We start from the raw sequence: 18,666 nt of genomic DNA, 5'->3' as shown, positions 1-18,666 counted from the left end.
AATTTTTAGGATTAGAATTTAGCTGCCACGGAAATACTGAAGGTGCGTGGAATGGGCACTGTTCCGAAATCAATACCACGCAAAACAGTACTTTGCCCACCGGATGTTACTTCGGGATCGTATCCTTTGTAATCATCCCAGGAGATCAGGTTGCGGCCGCTGGCGCTCACGGTGAGGTCGCTGAACACTTTCACCTTGCCGAAGCGGTAGCTCAATGAGATCTCGCGCAGCTTCACAAAGGAACCATCATCCACGCGCCATTCGTCTATCTGGTATACGCTGTTGATGTATCCGCGGGGCACCTGGCCCAGGTATTCCTGCTCGGCTACCTTACCATTGCCTACGCCCTGCCTTGTTCTGAAATCTGCATTCCATACATCGACACCCTGTACGGCATCGAACTGTACGCGCAGGCCAAACTTCTTATAGCTTACTTCATTGATGATGGAGGCGGTGTAATCGGGATTGGGGTCGCCCACCACTTTGCGTAATGGGGTACCTGTTGGCAGGCCATTGGCATCACGCTGGGTGGTATAATTCAATGGGCCGTTCTGTGTACCTCTTTCCTGGAGGGGTAATCCTGTTGCATTTTTTATCTGGTTGCCATTAGCATCGCGTGCGAAGAAGGCACCATAGAATACACCAATGGGTTCACCTTCGAGGATGGCAACGGGTGCGCCGGCATTGGTGCTCAGTAAGGTCAATGCCTGTCCTATTTTAAGGGCTTCATTGCGGTTGTGGTTGTAGATGGCTGTTATATCCCAACGCCAGTCTTTGTTCTTGACGGGTGTGCCGGTGAGTACTACTTCGAAACCTTTGTTGCGGAGTGAACCCAGGTTGGAGAGGTAGCTGGCATAACCGTTGCTAGGAGCGATGACACGGCTAATAAGCAGGTCATTCACTTTTTTAATATAGTAGTTGAACTGAAGGCCCAACCTGTTGTTGAAAAAGGAAAGGTCGGTACCAAATTCGAGCTCCTTTTGGCGCTCGGGCTTGATGTCGGGATCAACATACTGGGTGTTGCTGAAGATAGCGCTACGGCCGAGGAAGGCGACTGCATTGTATCCATTGAACCGGGCATAAGGGGTGATGCCGGTAAGGTTGCCGGATTCGCCGTAGGCGACCCTTATTTTGGCGAGGTTCCACCATTTGGACAGGGATAGTTTGTTCCAGAACTCTGATTCTGACAACACATAGCTACCGCTTGCTTTGAGGTAGACCTGGTTGCGCTGATCTTCGCCGAATACAGAGGAGCCATCCATACGAACGGCGCCTGTGAGGAACAATTGGTTATTGAACTTAAAATTCTGTTGCAGGTAAACGCCGGACACGGAGAATTCGGTACGTTCATCTGAGCCGGGCAATATAGTAGCAGCGGCATTGACGGTTTCCACGAAAGGCGCGAGTCCCCTGCCATGTGACAGGGTATATCCATTCTTTTCATACTGCACGGAATAACCGGCCTGGGTGGTGCTGGTAATATTATCGCTGATATCGAACTGATAGGTACCGTTCAACTCGTGGTTGATCTGGAAGAAATTATTATTGGCAGCGCTGGCATAACCATTGAGTGATGCTGAAAGGTCGGGACCTCCGCCAAAGAACGCAGTGCTGGCATTATATGTAAACGGCGGCATCAATGTGGTGCCACGCTGTGCATAGTTGTCGATACCCAGGGTATAATCGATGGTCAATCCTTTCATGGGTCTCAACTTAATAGCAGCGCTGGCGATGAGGCGGTTTGTTTCCTGCTTTTGTTTAAAATCTTCGATCACGGATACGGGATTGATGCGGCCGCGTTCGCCTACTGCCTGTAAATTGCCAAGGGCATCGCGTTTCCAGATGTCGTGGAAATTACCAAGGATGGTGACGGCGTTCATGGGGGAGAAAAATGAATTGCCATCGGGCTTTTCATTGGCGTTGCTGTTGATGTAATTCAGGCCAACGCTCATGCTGGCCCATTTGGTGAGCTCCTGATCGAGGTTCATGCGGAAGCTGAAGCGCTTGTAATCGGTATTCTTAATAATACCCTGGTTGAAGAAATAGGAAGCGGAAGCGTAATATTTTGTTTTGTCCTTTCCTCCGCTGACGGATACGTTGTTGTCGGTACCGAGGGCGGTGCGGAAGATATAGTCCTGGTAATCGTAGCGGGTGACGGGGGTGGTATTGGTGGGCAGGACGCCACCTACTGCGGTGATGAGGTCCTGGGTTAATGCACCGGGGCCATCGGTTGGTCCGCCAAACTTAATGGGGGCCTGGTTGACATCGAGTTTTTTGCGTAAGCTGCTAACCATAAGACCGGTGGAGAAACTCACCACGGGTGCGCCGGTGCTGCCTCTTTTGGTGAAGATCTGCACTACACCGGCATTGGCTCTTGAACCGTAGATAGCGGCGGCGGCTGCGCCGTTCAATACTTCCACGCGTTCGATATCGGCGGGGTTGATATCGGCCATGCGGCTTTGACCAACGGTACCTACAAAGAGGTTGCCCCCGGTATTGTTGGTGGCGGCATTGGGAGCATCGTAAGTGTTTTGGGTATTGGTAACGCGGTTGGTAGCGTTGTTGACGATGACACCATCTACAATATATAAAGGTTCGGAAGAGCTGTTGACGGAACTAATACCGCGCAGTCTTACAGAGATGCCTCCTGCGGGGTCGCCGGAGTTCTGAATGATCTGAGCGCCGGCGGTCTTGCCTTGTAAGGCGGCCAGTACATTGCTGGTAGCGCCTTTGTTGAGGTCATCTGCTTTGAGGGTGCTGATGTAGCTACCTACCTGCTTGCGGGTGGTGCCTGCGGAGGTGCCGGTCACGATCACTTCATCGAGGCCGAGTGCATCTTCTACGAGGGTGACCTGTTGGGTGTAGGTGGTGGCGCTGCCGATCTGCAGGGTGCGTTCGACGGCCTTGAATCCCACGCCCGAAAATGCCAATGTGTACGTGCCGGGTTTGAGTGGAGCGGTTAAACTGAAATTGCCGGCGGCATCGGTGGCGGTACCAAAGGTGGTATTTTTGACCGATACTGAAATGCCGTTGAGGGCTTGCTCGCCTGGCCCGGTGACCTTACCGCTGATGGTAACCTGTGCCATAGCCATGATGGCCACCAGGTTGCTGATCAGGAACAGGCCCAGGACCCGGAGGGGCCGGCCATTCTTACTTAGAGGTGTCGTCATAAACCTTTTTTTTCGAATTAATGAATAATGGACAATGGATATAGTGAGGCTTTAGTTGGCCAAGCCGGACAGATAAGGTTTGCGATGTTGATCTTCGGCGGGTCGGGGGTTGGTTGGATGAGCGGAAAGGAAGTTGTTTTCACGAGGTGCAAAACAGATCGATCATAGTTTGGTTTTGGTGAATAGTAATAAGCGGGTGTTGCAGTAGTACACCATTAAATTACGTGAATCTATTTGATATTCAATACTAATAGTCCATTTTGATGATACAAGACAAGGCTGTGTGCAAGATTTTGCAGGTTAGTTATCGGGAGAGGCTGATAGTTGGCAATGGGCAGTCGATAGTCGGCAATTGGAATACAAGCTGCGAGCTATGAGCTACGAGCTGCGAGCGGAAGGTTTTTTTTGTAGGGTGGGTGTGGGCGGGTGGATGGGGACGGGGCTTTACTAATCCTACCTTAGTTGAAGGGATACAGAATACATTTGTTGGATACCTTTTTGAAATCAGTAAGATGAAGATATTATCGCTGTTTATGGCTATGGTCTGCTTTTTCTTTACGGGCTATGGGCAATATATTGATGGGGATGAAATGGTGGGTGCGGATGAGATACCTGGCCTGGTGAAACAGTTGGACAAGGAGCTGCCGGCGGAACAAAAGGCAGCTGTGTTGATAAAGATCGGCCTGGGTTACCTGTATAAAGCGGGGGAGGCCAAGGCTGACCTGGACAGTACGCTGTATTATGCGCGGGCGGCCAGGGCGCTCGGTGAGCAGCTTGGCAGGGTCCGGTTTGTCAATGAATCGCTGCTGTTGATGGGGATGGTGGACCTGGAGCGGAGAGATATGGCGGGGGCGAAAAAAATGCTGGCTGTGCTGGATGACAGCAGCCAGCTTAAATTGCTGCTATATATCAGTATCACGTATGTGAATGAGATGCCTGTGGTACGGGAGGATCATTCGCTGCTGGATTCGGGCGGTCATTATGCGGAAGCGGCTGTACGGCTGGCCTTGAAAATCAAGATGCGTCAGAAGACTGCGCTGCAGCGGCTGGAACAGGTAGCGATACAATATAGTACCCGGCATGAAAGGGGGCTGGCTGAAAAGTATTATTTATTAGCGGAACAATATGGCAAAGGCGGGAGTTATCCTTCGAAAGCGCGCACGCTTGGTAATCTAAGCAGGATCTATTCGGATGAAGGCAATTTCTACAAGGCATTGAGCTATGGGATCAACGCAGAAAAAGCATTGACGAAGGATAGTGATGTGGAAGACCTTTCGCTGATCAATACGACGCTGGCCAGTTTGTATACGACGCAGGAAAAGTATGAGCAGGCGCTTGTGTATGGGGGCAGGATGCTGGCGGAGCCTGACAAGTACCGGTATTATGTGTTCATCTATGCGATCGCAAACAGTTATTGTAATAATTTAAGAAAGTTGCACCGCACGAAAGAGATACTGCCTTTCTTACAAAAATTTAAAGAAGCGTGTCCGTTACAAGAGTATTATGATCATATCTTTTACCATTTGGCGCTTGGGAATGGGTACAAGGATATGGGGCAATATGATAGGGCTGAACAGCATTTCCTGGCATCGATCAGGTATGCTGATTCGGCGCATTACACGGCATCGGTGGTGTATTTCAACCTGGGATCGTTGTACCAGCAAATGAATGAACATACAAAGGCATTGGCAGCTTTTAAAACGGCGGAGAAAGGATTGACGAATGAAGTGATGCAGGCGAGTAATTTGTCGTATATCGCGCAGAGCGCGGCTGCGCTGGGTGATTACCGGGATGCGTATGGTTACCTGGTGAAAAGTAAAGGGATCTCGGATTCGATCTATGTGGTGAGCAAAGAAAAAGTGCTGCAGGAGCTGGAAGTGGAATACCAGACGCAGAAAAAGGAAGCGGCGCTGCAGGGGGCGATGGAACAGGCCCGGGTGCGGAAGCAGGTGACGATCATCATTATCTCGTTACTGGCGGTTATCATAGGCCTGCTTATCTGGTTGTTTTGGTCGAAGCTACAATCGAACAAAGTGATCACGGGGAAGAATGTGCAATTGGAGCAGTTGGTGAAGGATAAGAGCTGGCTGTTGAAAGAGATGCACCATCGGGTGAAGAACAACCTGCATACGATCATGAACCTGCTGGAATTTCAATCGGCGTATTTGCATGATGATGCGCTGGCGGCGATCAAGAACTCGCAATCGCGGATCTTTTCGATGTCGCTTATTCACCAGCAACTGTATCAAACGGATGAAGATGTGAAGACGATCGATATGGGGGTGTATATACCGGAGCTGGTGTCTTATCTGAAAGAATGCTTTGGTATGGATGGTCATTGTGTTGTGGTTATGGATATGGACCCGGCTTTGGTGCTGCCTGTGGAGGAAGCAGTGCCGCTGGGGCTGATCATCAATGAAGGGGTGACGAACTCGATGAAATATGCGTTTAAAAAAGGGGAGCAGGGAGAAATTCATATCAGCCTGAAAGCTACGGAGGCTTCAGCCTATGAACTGCTGCTTGCGGACAATGGAAAAGGCCTGGATGCAGACTTTGATGTGGATACTGCGGGCTCGCTGGGCTTTCAATTGATCAAAGGGCTGAGTGAGCAATTGGGGGCGCAGCTGGAGATTGTGAACGAGGGTGGGGTGAAGATCAGGGTGTCGGGGATTTTGGTGAAAGGCAACGAGGCAACCAGGCAGTGAGGCAACAGGGGGGAAAAGGCAACGAGGGAATATGGAATACGGTTTTGAGGGGGGAAGTGGTATGGAATATTGAGGCTTGTGCATCCCGATCGTTGACAGTTTTCATACACGTGTATTGACGCCGAGCATTCCCTTGCAGCGGTTTATTGATTCGCTCCAATATTTCAACTTACAAGAAGGGCCTTCCAATGCTGCGATCAGCGGTTCCCAATCTATGGATACGGATTCCTGGCGGTATATTTTTGAGCTGGCGGATAAAAACCATTACAGGATCATTGAGTATAATGTGAGTAGTGTGAATGGGCTACGACCCTTTCATGAAAGGGTGTGGGGGTTGTTGTTCTTTTTAAAGCGACAGCTGGGGGTGGAATTCAGGGATCCGATAGAGGAATATGAAGAGTAGGGTGTTAGTGGTTTCGGGTTTTGAGTTTGGTGTTTTGGGTTCCTGGTGTGTGGGTTGTGTGGTGGGTTGGTTAGAATTTCGTATATTACAGGAGCAGGTAATTCTACTACTATGTTAGCTTCTTTCAAATCTTCTGTTTCGATCAAACCCTTGCGGGGATTGGGTTTGCTCATTCAAAACAATATGAACCCGCGCTGCGCCTGCATTTGAGTAATGAAGTGATACTATTGCTCCACTATTCCTTTACTGTTGCTTTACTGCTGACCCGGACTTGACCACGGAGAACCCAGGACTGATTCTGGAACTACTATGGCCCTGATGGGGCGTGTACCACGCGTTGATCAGAGAATGATATGGGAAACAGCCGGGTGCTGCTCCGCGGAAAGCCCTTTCCGTGGAGCGGGATGAGTGCCGCCCGGGGCGGACGCATTGCCGGTGTTACCGCTCATCAAGGGATGTCCCTGATCTTGTCACAGGGTGTCCCAGATGGTATCCCAATGTATTAGGCACGGGCACTGTGGAGCTGTAATTTTAGTCTGTACAAGATTTAACAATTCATTGCGACACCAAGCGACAATGCAGGCCAAGGCGCGACAGCGGCCATTTGGTAACAATGAGCAATGGTAGTACATTCAATAAAATCAATGCGTATGGCCAGGTATGTATCGAATATAGAGATCCATGGATCGATTGGGAACCAGACTTACTATACGAATGGGTATGGCAAGCAGGTAAAGTCGACAGGAAGTCCCAGCGCACATGCCATGAAGTATGGGGCGAACTTCCTCAATGCGCGGCTCAATGCGGCGGAATTCAAACGTGCTTCGGAGGCAGCGAAACTCTTTCGCCAGGCGATGGGGGCGGTGCTGGCTGGTGTGAACAATCAGCGATTGAGTAGCCGCATGGTTGGCTGGCTGCATGATGTGATCATGGGTGATCGCCTACATGACAAGGGCGAGCGGACGATGAGCGCGGGGGACTTTTCGGGGCTGGCAGGATTTGAATTCCATGTGGACAGGGAACTGGATGATGTGCTGCCTTTCAATACTGGTAATCATCTTTGCCGGGAAGCAGGTAAAGTGACAATTGATATCCCGGCATTCCGGCTACGGAAGAAGAAAAGCATACCGGCGGAAGCTACGCACTACCGGTTGGTAAGCTGCCTGCTGACAATCGATTTTGACAAGAGAAGGTTTACCCGGGACATACAGGAAGGGCCGCTTTGTGTGATGGGACGTGCGGCAGGGGCTGGCTTTTGTGTGGAGCAGGAAATTCCGCCAGTGGATGCGCAAGGCTGTTTCTGGCTGGTGGGCATTTCGTTTTACCAACTGGTGGGTGAAACAGTTAAGTTGGTGAAGGGAGGCGCCATGCGGGTGGTGGAGTGGATTGGCCTTTCTTATACTTTGAACTTCATCATATGAGATACGGGTTTCCGTAAGAATCAGCGATTTGAGGCTTCTACTTTTGGCCTGGCACTACATCTAATCCTACACTATGTTGCTTGGGTAAGTATCAAGGTTTACCATATTGGAAGGACCTTGGTTATTTTATCTCATCGATATTTATGTGGATGATGTATTGTCCGGAAATTTTCAGAGCCGATGGATAAGTCTGGAATCATTTTCAAATGGATCTTATGTCTGGAACTACAGGGCAAACCTGTCAAGAGAGTGGCATTTATAAATGCTCTCTGCATTCGTCTAAGAGAATATCCTTAAGCAAGGGTGAAACATTTCCTCCTTGCTCAGAAGGTGGCCATAGTGCGACCTGGATATTGGTTACGGCGTCTTAAATTAAATGGGTGGTGGAGGAGCCACCCATCTTTTTAACTTACGCACCATGGATGAACGAATAAAAGCCACCACGGGAATGGTTCCCTGTGGTGGCTTTTTTAGTATGGTGGTGTGGGGTGATGCCGGCGGGTGCTGAGGAGGGTGGCCTGATGTGTAACGGGGATGCAAAGAAATACGGTGGTGGTTGGTCGTGCCGGTATGGAATACGGTGAGTTGATCATCTATTTATAGGTGATAAGGAGCAATGAGCTGAGCGGGCTGTGTGGCAGCTATGTTCTACGGAGGATGTACCTGTCTGATGCGGAGGTTGGTCTCGAAGAAGTCCCGATAAGGTCTCGAAAAGGTCTCGGAAAGGTCTCGATAAGGGTCAATGGCAGGAGGAGCGAAATCCGGTATTCGGACGAGGCGTACAATGGCTTGAGTTTAATATCTTATTCATAATCAATTAAATCCAATTTTATGGCAAAAACGGTATCTCCCATCTTCAAGTTCCAGGGAACGATTGAGGATCTCACTTTCGTTAACAGCCGGCGTTATAAACCTCATGTACGCGCCCGGAAGAATTCCAAAACGCCCTTTGTGATGACGGCTGCGCTGGCAGAAAGCAAGGTGCGGCTGCAGCAGTGTAACCAGTACGCGAAGCCTGTTTTCCAGGCTTTGAAGGCAGAAATGCCAGATGGCGGGCTCTGGTCGCGCCTGGTAAGCAAGTTGTTTGCCGAGTTAAAAGGTGGCCGGCCGCTGGGCCTGGCCTGCCTGCAAGGACTTGAATGTAATTTACAACATAAGCTGGGGGAAGTGCTTCCCAAAGGCTATGATCTTTCTGCAACGGAATCGCAAAATCAATTAGGCATATACGTGCAGTTACATGGGCATCCGGCGGCAGATGACGAACTGCCGAGAACGGGTTATCAGGTACGTTTTGTACTGATTACACTAGATGCTGCTAATGGAACATTCCATAAGACAGCAGTGCTGGGTCCGCTGACGAAATATAAAGATGAGTTGAATACGCTTGACCTGCCGATTGAGCTGTCGGGGAAGGGTGCTCCTTATATATTGCTGATGGGGATCGTGCCGCATTTGCAGGGGGAGGGGGCTGCGCGGATCATGAGTGATTCGGGGATGCGGGTGGTGTGGGTGGGAGAACAAGCTGCGGAGGGAAGGCAAGCTGTGAGCTGTGAGCTGCGAGCTACGAGGGAAAGTCAAGCTTCGAGCGGCGAGCTACGAGCTGCGAGCGGAATACAGGAGGGGATGGAAAGACAAGCTGCGAGCCTTGAGCCAGGAACTGCGATCCCGACCTCGCTGTCGCCCAGTTGGGACAGGGCTACGAGCGGAATACAGAAGGGGAAGATAAGGGAGCAGGTTTCAGAGGAGAATCAAGCTCCTGTTTGCGTTGTAACGGGGCAAGTTGAGATGGGACAAGCTATGAACGGCGAAGGGCAAAGAGTGATCCTGGCTTCGCTGCCGGTGGGGCGGGACAAGGCTACGAGCGGGGAAGAGCTTGCGACGGTGGTTGTAGATGTTTCAGGTAATGGAATTGGGGGAGTAGCTGGACTGGCGATTGATGAGCCCTGTGAGATTGCAACACCTCTAGTGGTGGCAGCAGATGATGGTGGCGGCGCATTAGCGCATGGATTGGTGTCAACAAAAAAAGGGCCGGAGCCCTTAATGATAAACCTGGCCGGGAGCCTGCGGCAAGGCCTGCCGGCAGGTGCTGACCATGAGGATGCGGCCTTTGTACTGCCGCTCAAAGGCCGCCTGACGGGAGGGGCCAACAACGAAAACAACGCACTGCTCAATGCCTACCAGCGAGCAACCAGTGGAAGCGACGAGATAATACTTCATAACAAAACATTTAAAAATGAAAAAATAACAGCAAAAGCTGCCTGCAGTATTCAATGCGGCATGAGCGCAAGGCCAAAAAGGAATGCGGAATAAATGCGCGGATTGCATCCGCTGAAATTCCGGTGGAAGCTGGTGCGGGATGTGTCGATGAGGGTTTGTACTAAGGCTTTATGCCGAACCTTTTTGGCGGCCGGTGGGAGGGGGCTAGTGGCGAGGGGTGAATGGCGAGTGGTTTGAGGGGATGATATGGCTGCCGGGTTTAAGGATACATGCTGGTGAGGAAGTATTTTCAATGGAGGGATGAGTGGGGCGGCAGGTACGTTGGAGGAGAAGTTGTAGCTGTCTGGGTTTAATGTCACTAATTACTATAGGTGAATTTTCTATGGAGGGGTGAGTGGGGCGGCGTGGATGTGGGTTGGCGTGGGCGGGCATGCCGCATTATTTTGCTGGCAGGTTTTAATGTTTTTTGGGAGGAAGGGGATGGAGCCTGAGAGAGAAGGCTGGACAGGGTATAAAATTCGATATCTGCCAAAGCCGGGAAGTAATGACAAAGATTTGGGAATGACGCTCAAACCTTTTTGTTCATCACGATTAAGCAAAAAATAGCTTATCAAATATTTGAGTTGATATGTTGCAGAGTGTATATAAGTAGAGGGTCACATTTTTTACTGCTTTTTTACCTATAACATTAGGTAATCCTATGGGATTGTCTTAGTGCAATTGCCTCGAACCTTTCAAAAGTGGAGTTTTTCATATCCTTTAGTCAAGAATTAATGCGTGTTTTAACGGTGCGACATTTAATTTGTTATTAATACCTTTAGAGACAAAAAAATAGCAAAATGAAATATTGTTTACTCGCAATTGTATTTTTAGCTGCTCAACCATGTTTAGCTCAAAAGAAAATCTATAATACCTCTATTAGAAAAGCTGAAAAAGTTACAATAAAAGGAGGAAACAATTTTATTACCCATGCTGATACTGTTTATATAGAGACTGAAAAACGAATTGAGATGCTTTTTGCTGGAAAAAAGGTCGAAAAGGATACAAGTGGAATCTTTACTACTACTTACACATTTGTCCCCGGAGGAGGCGAGTTAAGTTTTCCGTTTGACATTGCAATGAAATTCGATAAACCAATTCTAAGGCGTTATTGCATCAGTGCAGTTAGCTCTTTGAGTCCAGGTATAATACCAATGACTGTTGATTGTGGCGATTATTGGATTCATGCTACAGGAAACACAACGTCAACAGGGATCACTATTACTTTAAAAAGCATGAAACCATTGACAGCTGACATATACGGTATTTCGACCAGTAAATAGTATTCTTATTGCCCTATATTTACTCGGTCGGCATGCCCAATTTGTGTATTATATATGATGGGTTGGTTGGTATTGCTATCTCTTAATATTTTATATTTCTTTTCAAGAGATATTAAAAATTCAGAAAACGAAGTGCTATCTTTTTTTCTTCCAGCGGTTAATTCATCAAGTGACATTTGTAGGTTATTGATGGTTTGATTATTGGCATTTTTTTCTTTACCGTCTCTTCGAACTTTATCTATTGTAAGACCGATAGTAGATAAACCAAGTATAATCAAAATAATTATGTAACCTGTAAACTTAAATCCGTTTGACTTTCTTACTTCATGAATTAAAGGAACAAGTGTTAATAGTAAGCCAAATAAGGCAAAAGAGTAATCTTTTATATTTTCCCACATAGTTATAGTGTTTAGAGGGATAAAAAAATTATGGATATTGTAACCTTAGCAAAAATACAAAGAACTAGCCCAAACAGATAAAGCTCGTCGGAAACAAGGATTGTTTGAGTTTTGGAATGTTTTCTACAAAAAATGGGGGTGTTTATGGAGGCAGGCACTAATGAGGAACAGAACGACATTTATAATTATTTTGATCCGTCAGAAGAAGCACCTTTTTGTTTGGTGATAGCATAGCAGAATATATTATAGTCCAAGTAAATTGTGCGAAAGTGTTGTTTGTACGCAAATGTTGACCGAAAAATGTGAATGATGCAATTCTTTCAACTTCAAGCGCTGGGTAATCATAATTTTATTTAAATTTATAAATATTGCTCTAGTCATTATTTCCGATAAAAAATATTATAAATAGAATATAACTTAAGGTTTTTAAATACTCCTTGATTTGACCGATACGGATAAATATTCTTCCCGAACAAAATCATTATACCTTAGAGAAGGATACAAGTGTTGAAAAAAGAAATTCAGTGCGACAGAGTTGAAAGGAGATGTCAAAGATAACCTGATAAGGGTTGCCAACAAACTACTTGCAGATAAAATAGTTGTATCATGTAGCATTGGTCTTTGGGAAGAGGTCATGCAATACAAAATTCTTTCTCCGAGTTATAAGTTTACTGGACTTTTAGAAATATAATTTTCGAAAGAGTCTTCGCAAGTGAATAAGTAATAATATGTAGCAGCTTCTTTGTTGAATTAATAAGGAAAAATAATCTAACTACTCTTATGGTAAATGCTTTAAAAAAGGGAAAATCGAAAGATTTGCTCACCGTGATAATCTTTTGTATTGGGATCGTTATTATAGTATTGGCACCTTGGATTATGGTGACTGCCATTAAACCGACTTCATTTAAGGACACCGGTCAAATTGGCGATACAATTGGCGGTATAACGGCCCCCATTGCCTCATTGTTAGGATCATTCTTGATATATAAAGCCCTTCAAGCGCAAATTGCAGCAAACGAAATAATTGTTAACCAGTTTGATGAGCAAAAGAACGATGAAACCCGAGATAGGATATTGGGTAATATTACGGATCGGATAAAATTTTTACGTGACGATATTCACGAGTTTTCATTTGGAGGATTTAAAGGCTTTCAAGCAATTGATCAAAGCTTACAAATATGGATAGCCTCCGGACCACAAAATATTAATAATCATTATGCCTTATATATAAGACAAATTGGCTCTATTTTGGCAATAATGAATGATACGATTATTTATTTGGAACGATCAGACTTAAAGGAATCTGAGAAAGAAAATTTAAAAATTATTATTAAAAGTACATACTATAAAATATTGCCTTACTTGTATAGAGAAAGAAAAAATTTGCCATCAGATGTTGCCTCTATTTATACAGAAATCAATGATAGACTTGAAATACTAAATCCAATAGAGGAGGCTGATGATTTATGGAGTAATTTTGAGTCTTAAAAAAATTTTGTTACGTCTACTCAAAAAAAGGCACTCCCGGTATCGCATATTTCTTCATGCCCGCTTCATTGATCTCCACACCGATGCCTGGTTTTTCGGATACGGTGATAAAGCTATCCTTCACCCACTCACCATCATAAGTTACGATCTCCTTGAACATGGGCTGGGTGTGGAAGTAAGATTGCCATTCCATGATCATGAAGTTGGGCACGGCGGCGCATACATGCGCACAGGCCATGGCGCCGAGGAAGGAAGCAACCATATGCGGGGCAAAAGGAACATAGTATAAATTGGCCAGGTTGGCGATGCGCTGTCCTTCGCCCAGCCCACCGCATTTTTGGAGGTCGGGCATCACGATATCCACAGCGCCCAGCTCCAACATTCTCCGGAAACCATAAGCCAGGTAATGGTTCTCGCCGGCACAGATGGGGGTACTGGTGGATTCGGTGATCAACTTGTAAGCTTCTACATTCTCGGCCGGGATCGGCTCCTCCAGCCACATGAGGTTCAAAGGTTCCAGCCTTTTCGCAATGGCCTGGGCAGTGACGGCATCATATCGCCCATGCATATCAGCACAAATATCAATATTGGGACCTACGGCCTCGCGGGCAGCGGCCAGCTGATCATACATGCGCTGCAACTCGGCTGGACTGGCAGTCCAGTTGTAGAAATCATATTTGTTGGGATCATTGGCCTGGTCGAGGTCGAACTTGATGGCATTGAAACCCATCTGCTTTGCTTTCTTCGCGGCTTCGGCAAAGTCGGCGGGCGTAGGCAGGTTGCGCTGGTACAACGCGGTATCGCAATACACCCGTACCTTATCGCGGAACTTGCCACCCAACAACTGGTACACAGGCAGGCGCAGGGCCTTACCTGCCAGATCCCACAAGGCTGCTTCAATAGCAGACAATACAGCCACGTACATCCCAGACTGGGCTCCCTGGAAGAAGCCTGACTTGCGGATGTCCTCAAACAGCCTGTGTACATTTAACGGGTTCTTTCCCTTGATGCGTTCCCCGAAATTCTTCACGAGGTGATAGGTGCCGGGAATGGCATCCACGCCCTCGCCACATCCCCAGATATCCTGGTTGGAGTATATCTTAACAAACAGGCTGCCGCGGATATAACCGCATTTGATATCGGTGATCTTTAGGTCGGAGGGAGCGGAGGGTTTTGGGGTATTGCCGATAGCGGTTTCGTATTGGCTGCCGAAACTGTTGAGGGCCGCCAGGGGAGACATGGCGGCGGCGATGGCGGCCTTGGATAAGAATGATCTGCGGGAATTTGACATACTATTTTGTTTATCGGATTTGCAATAAAATGGCCTGGGTTTGCTCTTTCACAATATCGTAAAGGGTAGGCCTTAAAAAGACATGAAATCAACTTTGATACGATTGCTACAAAGCGGTAGCCCCTCTGGGGCATGAAAACCTTTTGCTATGATCTCTTCTACAAGCTTCCCGCGGAGCGGGACAAGCTCTTTAGACACCTTCGACAGCCCTTCGACAAGCTCAGGGTGACAGCCGTTTCCAAAGCCGGCTTCGATAGCCCTTCGACAAGCTTCCCACGGAGGGGGGCAAGCTCTTTAGCCGCCTTCGACAGGCTCAGGCTGACATTTTTCATCTTTACCAGGTACGGTCTTTCAGGAATTGCTGAATGGTCTCTTTGGGTACGGGCAATTCATTGATGTGGTCATTGACCCATCTGGAAAAATCCTTTTCAATGTCGGCGGTCCAGCGGGTATCGATCTGGCCGGCAGTGTATTTGCCTTCGCGCAGTCGCTGGTGGCCAAACATATCGCGCAGGCGTACAATCTCTGACGTAGTACATACCTTCTCGGCCAAATGGGGCGGCACAAATACGACCACTCCTAATTTACCCAATACGACATCGCCGGGCATCACGGTAACAGTGCGGATGCGGGTAGGCCGGTTGATGCCCACGATCATGGTGTTGAGGTCGCCCGGCGGATTGTGATAAGAAGGATCATAACTGGTGTAATAGGAAGTAAAGCCACCAATTTCTTTGAGGCCCTCCACATCGCGCAAAGCGCCATCGTATACAATGCCGTTGCCGGTACGGGCATAGATGGCATTGCCCACATTATCGCCAATGGTGGGACCGTTGCGGTGGGCGCCAAACTGATCGGCCACGTATACATCACCCTTCACGAGTATATCCACGGGCCAGGTGTTTTGTCCGCGCCTGCCTTTCTTCTTACCCACGGTATCAATGGCTTTCCACACATCGGGCCGGGCAGGCATGAACATGGCGGTGACGGCCCTGCCCACGAGTACGCTATCGGGATTGATGACCTGCCATTGCTCGGCTACCTGGTAGCCATAGCCGGCATTTTTCATGGTGGCCCAGGCTTCTTCCACGCTCACCTGTTTCATGCGCTCCAATATCTTATCGGGCACTTTGGGTCTGCCATCGGGAAAGCGTTCGCCTTTCCATTCAGGTGTTAAGGCTATGAGTTCTTCTTTGCTGATCTGCACTTCCTGTGCCCTGGTGTATTGGGCAAGGAGGATCAGGAGAAATGCAGTGAGCAGGTTTTTAAATTGAAACATATAGATAGGTTTGACATGAGTATTTTTAATTGGATGGTTTCGGCAGGCTCCGGTTGACAGTCGACAAGGGTGAGCCGCCCCTTAAAGGGCGACCCACCCTTTGGATATTATGTAGACAGGCTTTTCGTTACGGCCTGTTCGTCTTCCTTCGGTGGATGGTTGTGCCACCAACTGGCGAGGGAAGAACCGCTGATGTTCATCACAGGGCCAAAGATGGCAGGGGCGAGGCCGGCAGTGGACAGTTTACCCATGGCCAGGGCCAGGCCGGAAGCGAGTCCGGCATTCTGCATCCCCACTTCGAGGGCAATGGTGCGGCAGTCTCTTTCGTGAAAACGCAATAGCCTGGCAGACCAATAACCCATAATATAACCGAGTACATTGTGCAGGATAGTGGCGATGAGCAAGAGGGCGCCTACCTTCAACAGGTTGTCTCTACCCGCCGCAGTAATGATGGTAAGGATAATACCAATGCCGGCCATGGATACGAGGGGCATGGCTTTATCCAGCCATTTGAATTTGCCGTGTATGAGGTAATGAAATGCCAGACCAGCTGCCACGGGCAGGATCACGATCTTGGTAATGTCCCATACCATACCCCAGAAATCAATGGCCACAAAACTGCCGCCCAGCAAGCGCATGAGCAAGGGGGTTAAGAACGGTGCCACCATGGTAGAAACGGTAGTGACGGATACGGACAATGCCAGGTTGCCCTTGGCGAGGTAACACATGACATTGGAGGCCAGTCCGCTGGGACAGCAACCCACCAGTATAATACCGGCAGCGATCTCGGGCGGAAAGTTGAACAGGTAGGCCAGGGAAAACCCGACCAGGGGCATGATGATATAATGGCATACCACGCCAACGATAATACCCTTGGGCATGCGGACGACGTTGGCAAAATCTTTGAGGCTTAATTCGGTGCCCATGCCAAACATGATAATCTGCAAGAGAGGGATGATAAGATCCGAGAGCTTAAAGCCTCGATAGGTTTTGAAATGCTGGGGATAATACATGGCCAGGCTTACGACAGCCATCACCATCAAGGTATAAGAAAGGCCTTTCAACAAACGGTGTTGGCGGAAGGCCAAAGCGAGGCTGAAGAAGAACAAGAGTAATAACCAGCCTCCCCATTGGTGTTGCTGCTGCAGAGACAAGATGATGTATATTATTAGAACAAGAGCCGATATCAAATAGTAAACTGTGGAACGATTCATGTGTAATAATTATTAATTAATAATTATTGATTATTGCGGTTATTGTCGACTTTAGACCTGACAGGTTTGCCCGGCTATAGCTCTGCAAAATCCCGCCGAGCGGGATAAACTCCGACATCCGACAAGGGAGACCTTCGACAGGGTCTTTCGGATGCGGGTGAGCCGCCCCTGGGAGGGCGACCCCCCTTTGTCTATCAACTATAGATCCTGTCGTGTGAACGAATAGCATTCCATTCGGGCGTCGGGGCGAAATAGGATTTGTCGGAGGCGTGTAAGTGTTGCTTCACGACTTCGTCATTCAATTCGATGCCCAGGCCGGGAGCGGTCAATGGGAGGTTGGCAAATCCTTTGGTGATGAGCTTTCTGCCGTCGGTTGTTTTAACAAGGTCTTCCCACCAGGGCAAGTCGATAGAGTGATGCTCGAGGGCCAGGAAATTTTGGGTGGCGGCGGCACAATGCACACTGGCCATAAAAGAGATGGGAGTGCCAGCCTGGTGCATGGCCATGGCGATGCCATTCTCTTCGGCATAATCACCAATGCGCTTGGTCTCGAGCAAGCCGCCGGATGAAGCGAGATCGGGGTGTACAATGTCAACGGCCCTTTTATCGATCAAGGCTTTGAAACCTTTCAACAGGAAAATATCTTCTCCGGTGAGGCAAGGTGTTTCCAGGGCGTCGCTCAAGGTCTTCCATTGATCGGTAAGCTCCCAGGATACAACATCCTCCAGCCAGGCGAGGCGGTATTTTTCCAAAGCCCTTCCGAGGCGTATGCCATTGTTTAAATCAAAATGGCCATAGTGATCAGAGGAAATAGGAGTCTCATAACCGACCATGCTGCGTACATTATCTACGATAGCGGCCAACTCGGCCAGGCCTTTGTCGGTAATCTGTATCTGTGTGAAGGGATGGAGGGTGTTGGCATAAGACATGGAATTGTTCATATCACCCCACTGAGCCAGATTGCCTTGTGCATTGCGCCATTTATCTGCATTGACGAGGGTGCCGGGCTTGTCCTTCAATTCATTGATGGAAATATCCATCTTCAACCAGGTATAGCCTTGTTCTTTCAGGCGGTAATTGATGAGGCGCTTTTGTTCTTCGGGAGAACTGGCTTCGGGGGTATCGGCATACAACCTGACCTTATCACGGTAGCGGCCACCCAGTAATTGCCAGGCGGGCACATTGTAGGCTTTACCGCAAAGATCCCACAAGGCCATCTCCACAGCACATACACCGCCGGCCTGCCGGGCTGGTCCGCCAAACTGTTTTATCTTTTTGAAGAGCATTTCTACATTGCAGGGATTCTCACCCAGCAAGCGGCTTTTGAGGAACAAGGCATAGCGTTCATCGGCGCCATCTCTTACTTCGCCCAATCCATAGATGCCCTGGTTGGTATCGATGCGTATCATGGCGGTTCTGCCGAGCACGGTTGTAACGCAATAACGCATGTCGGTGATCTTTAGCTCAGAAGGGGCGGAGGCGCGGTTGACGCGCTGGGTGGATTGGGCTACGAGGTCTTCCACCGGACTGAACATGAAGGCGCCGCCGAGGGCAAGGCCACCGAGGGAAGCGTTCTTAAAAAAGGAACGGCGGCTGTTGGACGGTGGGGTGTCCGGATGAAGAGGATTGTGGTGGAGGGGGGTAGGGTCGGTAAGGCCCAGTTTGGTGAGGAGGTGTTGTGATGGTGTCATGGTGAATGATTTTAATTGTTTTGATTGGTTGGGTTCATAAATTGTCGTTTAGCGGGGCGTCACCTAA

Annotated in this window: 12 protein-coding genes; 6 read left to right on the top strand and 6 right to left on the bottom strand. The window is 48.5% G+C overall.

Features of this window, described 5'->3' with window-relative positions:
- Nucleotides 1–11: 11 nt before the first annotated feature.
- Nucleotides 12–3,170, bottom strand: coding sequence for a SusC/RagA family TonB-linked outer membrane protein (locus D3H65_RS16000; RefSeq protein WP_119051277.1), 3,159 nt, complete (start codon nt 3,168–3,170; stop codon nt 12–14).
- A gap of 512 nt (nt 3,171–3,682) precedes the next feature.
- Here D3H65_RS16000 and D3H65_RS15995 point away from each other — a divergent pair.
- The 5 genes from D3H65_RS15995 to D3H65_RS15975 all read left to right on the top strand — a co-directional run bounded on the left by D3H65_RS15995 (nt 3,683) and on the right by D3H65_RS15975 (nt 11,238).
- On the top strand, nt 3,683–5,875 hold the full coding sequence (locus tag D3H65_RS15995; RefSeq protein ID WP_119051276.1) for a tetratricopeptide repeat-containing sensor histidine kinase: 2,193 nt from the start codon (nt 3,683–3,685) through the stop codon (nt 5,873–5,875).
- A gap of 76 nt (nt 5,876–5,951) precedes the next feature.
- Nucleotides 5,952–6,278, top strand: a complete 327-nt coding sequence (locus D3H65_RS15990; RefSeq protein ID WP_162915660.1) for a hypothetical protein — start codon at nt 5,952–5,954, stop codon at nt 6,276–6,278.
- Between the two features lie 650 nt (nt 6,279–6,928).
- Nucleotides 6,929–7,699 (top strand): hypothetical protein, encoded by a 771-nt coding sequence (locus tag D3H65_RS15985; RefSeq protein WP_119051274.1) that lies wholly within the window; start codon nt 6,929–6,931, stop codon nt 7,697–7,699.
- 831 nt (nt 7,700–8,530) lie between these two features.
- Nucleotides 8,531–10,009, top strand: coding sequence for a hypothetical protein (locus tag D3H65_RS15980; protein ID WP_119051273.1), 1,479 nt, complete (start codon nt 8,531–8,533; stop codon nt 10,007–10,009).
- Nucleotides 10,010–10,755: 746 nt separating this feature from the next.
- On the top strand, nt 10,756–11,238 hold the full coding sequence (locus D3H65_RS15975; RefSeq protein ID WP_119051272.1) for a hypothetical protein: 483 nt from the start codon (nt 10,756–10,758) through the stop codon (nt 11,236–11,238).
- Between the two features lie 5 nt (nt 11,239–11,243).
- On the opposite strand, the gene D3H65_RS15970 is transcribed toward D3H65_RS15975, so the two are convergent.
- The gene (locus D3H65_RS15970) at nt 11,244–11,636 is read right to left on the bottom strand and encodes a hypothetical protein (protein WP_119051271.1); all 393 of its coding nucleotides are present in this window, start codon (nt 11,634–11,636) and stop codon (nt 11,244–11,246) included.
- 780 nt (nt 11,637–12,416) lie between these two features.
- Here D3H65_RS15970 and D3H65_RS15965 point away from each other — a divergent pair.
- The gene (locus D3H65_RS15965; protein WP_119051270.1) at nt 12,417–13,124 is read left to right on the top strand and encodes a hypothetical protein; all 708 of its coding nucleotides are present in this window, start codon (nt 12,417–12,419) and stop codon (nt 13,122–13,124) included.
- A gap of 16 nt (nt 13,125–13,140) precedes the next feature.
- Here the strand turns inward: D3H65_RS15965 and D3H65_RS15960 are convergent, their stop codons facing one another.
- The 4 genes from D3H65_RS15960 to D3H65_RS15945 form a co-directional block, all read right to left on the bottom strand.
- Nucleotides 13,141–14,415: a mandelate racemase/muconate lactonizing enzyme family protein gene (locus tag D3H65_RS15960; RefSeq protein ID WP_119051269.1), complete on the bottom strand. Its 1,275-nt coding sequence runs from the start codon at nt 14,413–14,415 to the stop codon at nt 13,141–13,143.
- A gap of 334 nt (nt 14,416–14,749) precedes the next feature.
- On the bottom strand, nt 14,750–15,694 hold the full coding sequence (locus tag D3H65_RS15955) for an RraA family protein (protein WP_119051268.1): 945 nt from the start codon (nt 15,692–15,694) through the stop codon (nt 14,750–14,752).
- A gap of 107 nt (nt 15,695–15,801) precedes the next feature.
- Nucleotides 15,802–16,848 (bottom strand): bile acid:sodium symporter family protein, encoded by a 1,047-nt coding sequence (locus D3H65_RS15950; RefSeq protein WP_245999513.1) that lies wholly within the window; start codon nt 16,846–16,848, stop codon nt 15,802–15,804.
- Between the two features lie 254 nt (nt 16,849–17,102).
- On the bottom strand, nt 17,103–18,599 hold the full coding sequence (locus D3H65_RS15945) for a mandelate racemase/muconate lactonizing enzyme family protein (RefSeq protein ID WP_119051266.1): 1,497 nt from the start codon (nt 18,597–18,599) through the stop codon (nt 17,103–17,105).
- Nucleotides 18,600–18,666 lie beyond the last annotated feature (67 nt).

The sequence above is a fragment of the Paraflavitalea soli genome (genome assembly GCF_003555545.1).
GTDB lineage: Bacteria > Bacteroidota > Bacteroidia > Chitinophagales > Chitinophagaceae > Paraflavitalea > Paraflavitalea soli.
This window is presented reverse-complemented; position numbering and strand designations above follow the sequence as displayed.

Coding starts and splice junctions, on each gene's coding strand:
- D3H65_RS16000 (WP_119051277.1), bottom strand. CDS start 3,170: ATGACGACACCTCTAAGTAAGAATGGCCGGCCCCTCCGGGTCCTGGGC.
- D3H65_RS15995 (WP_119051276.1), top strand. CDS start 3,683: ATGAAGATATTATCGCTGTTTATGGCTATGGTCTGCTTTTTCTTTACG.
- D3H65_RS15985 (WP_119051274.1), top strand. CDS start 6,929: ATGGCCAGGTATGTATCGAATATAGAGATCCATGGATCGATTGGGAAC.
- D3H65_RS15980 (WP_119051273.1), top strand. CDS start 8,531: ATGGCAAAAACGGTATCTCCCATCTTCAAGTTCCAGGGAACGATTGAG.
- D3H65_RS15975 (WP_119051272.1), top strand. CDS start 10,756: ATGAAATATTGTTTACTCGCAATTGTATTTTTAGCTGCTCAACCATGT.
- D3H65_RS15970 (WP_119051271.1), bottom strand. CDS start 11,636: ATGTGGGAAAATATAAAAGATTACTCTTTTGCCTTATTTGGCTTACTA.
- D3H65_RS15965 (WP_119051270.1), top strand. CDS start 12,417: ATGGTAAATGCTTTAAAAAAGGGAAAATCGAAAGATTTGCTCACCGTG.
- D3H65_RS15960 (WP_119051269.1), bottom strand. CDS start 14,415: ATGTCAAATTCCCGCAGATCATTCTTATCCAAGGCCGCCATCGCCGCC.
- D3H65_RS15955 (WP_119051268.1), bottom strand. CDS start 15,694: ATGTTTCAATTTAAAAACCTGCTCACTGCATTTCTCCTGATCCTCCTT.
- D3H65_RS15945 (WP_119051266.1), bottom strand. CDS start 18,599: ATGACACCATCACAACACCTCCTCACCAAACTGGGCCTTACCGACCCT.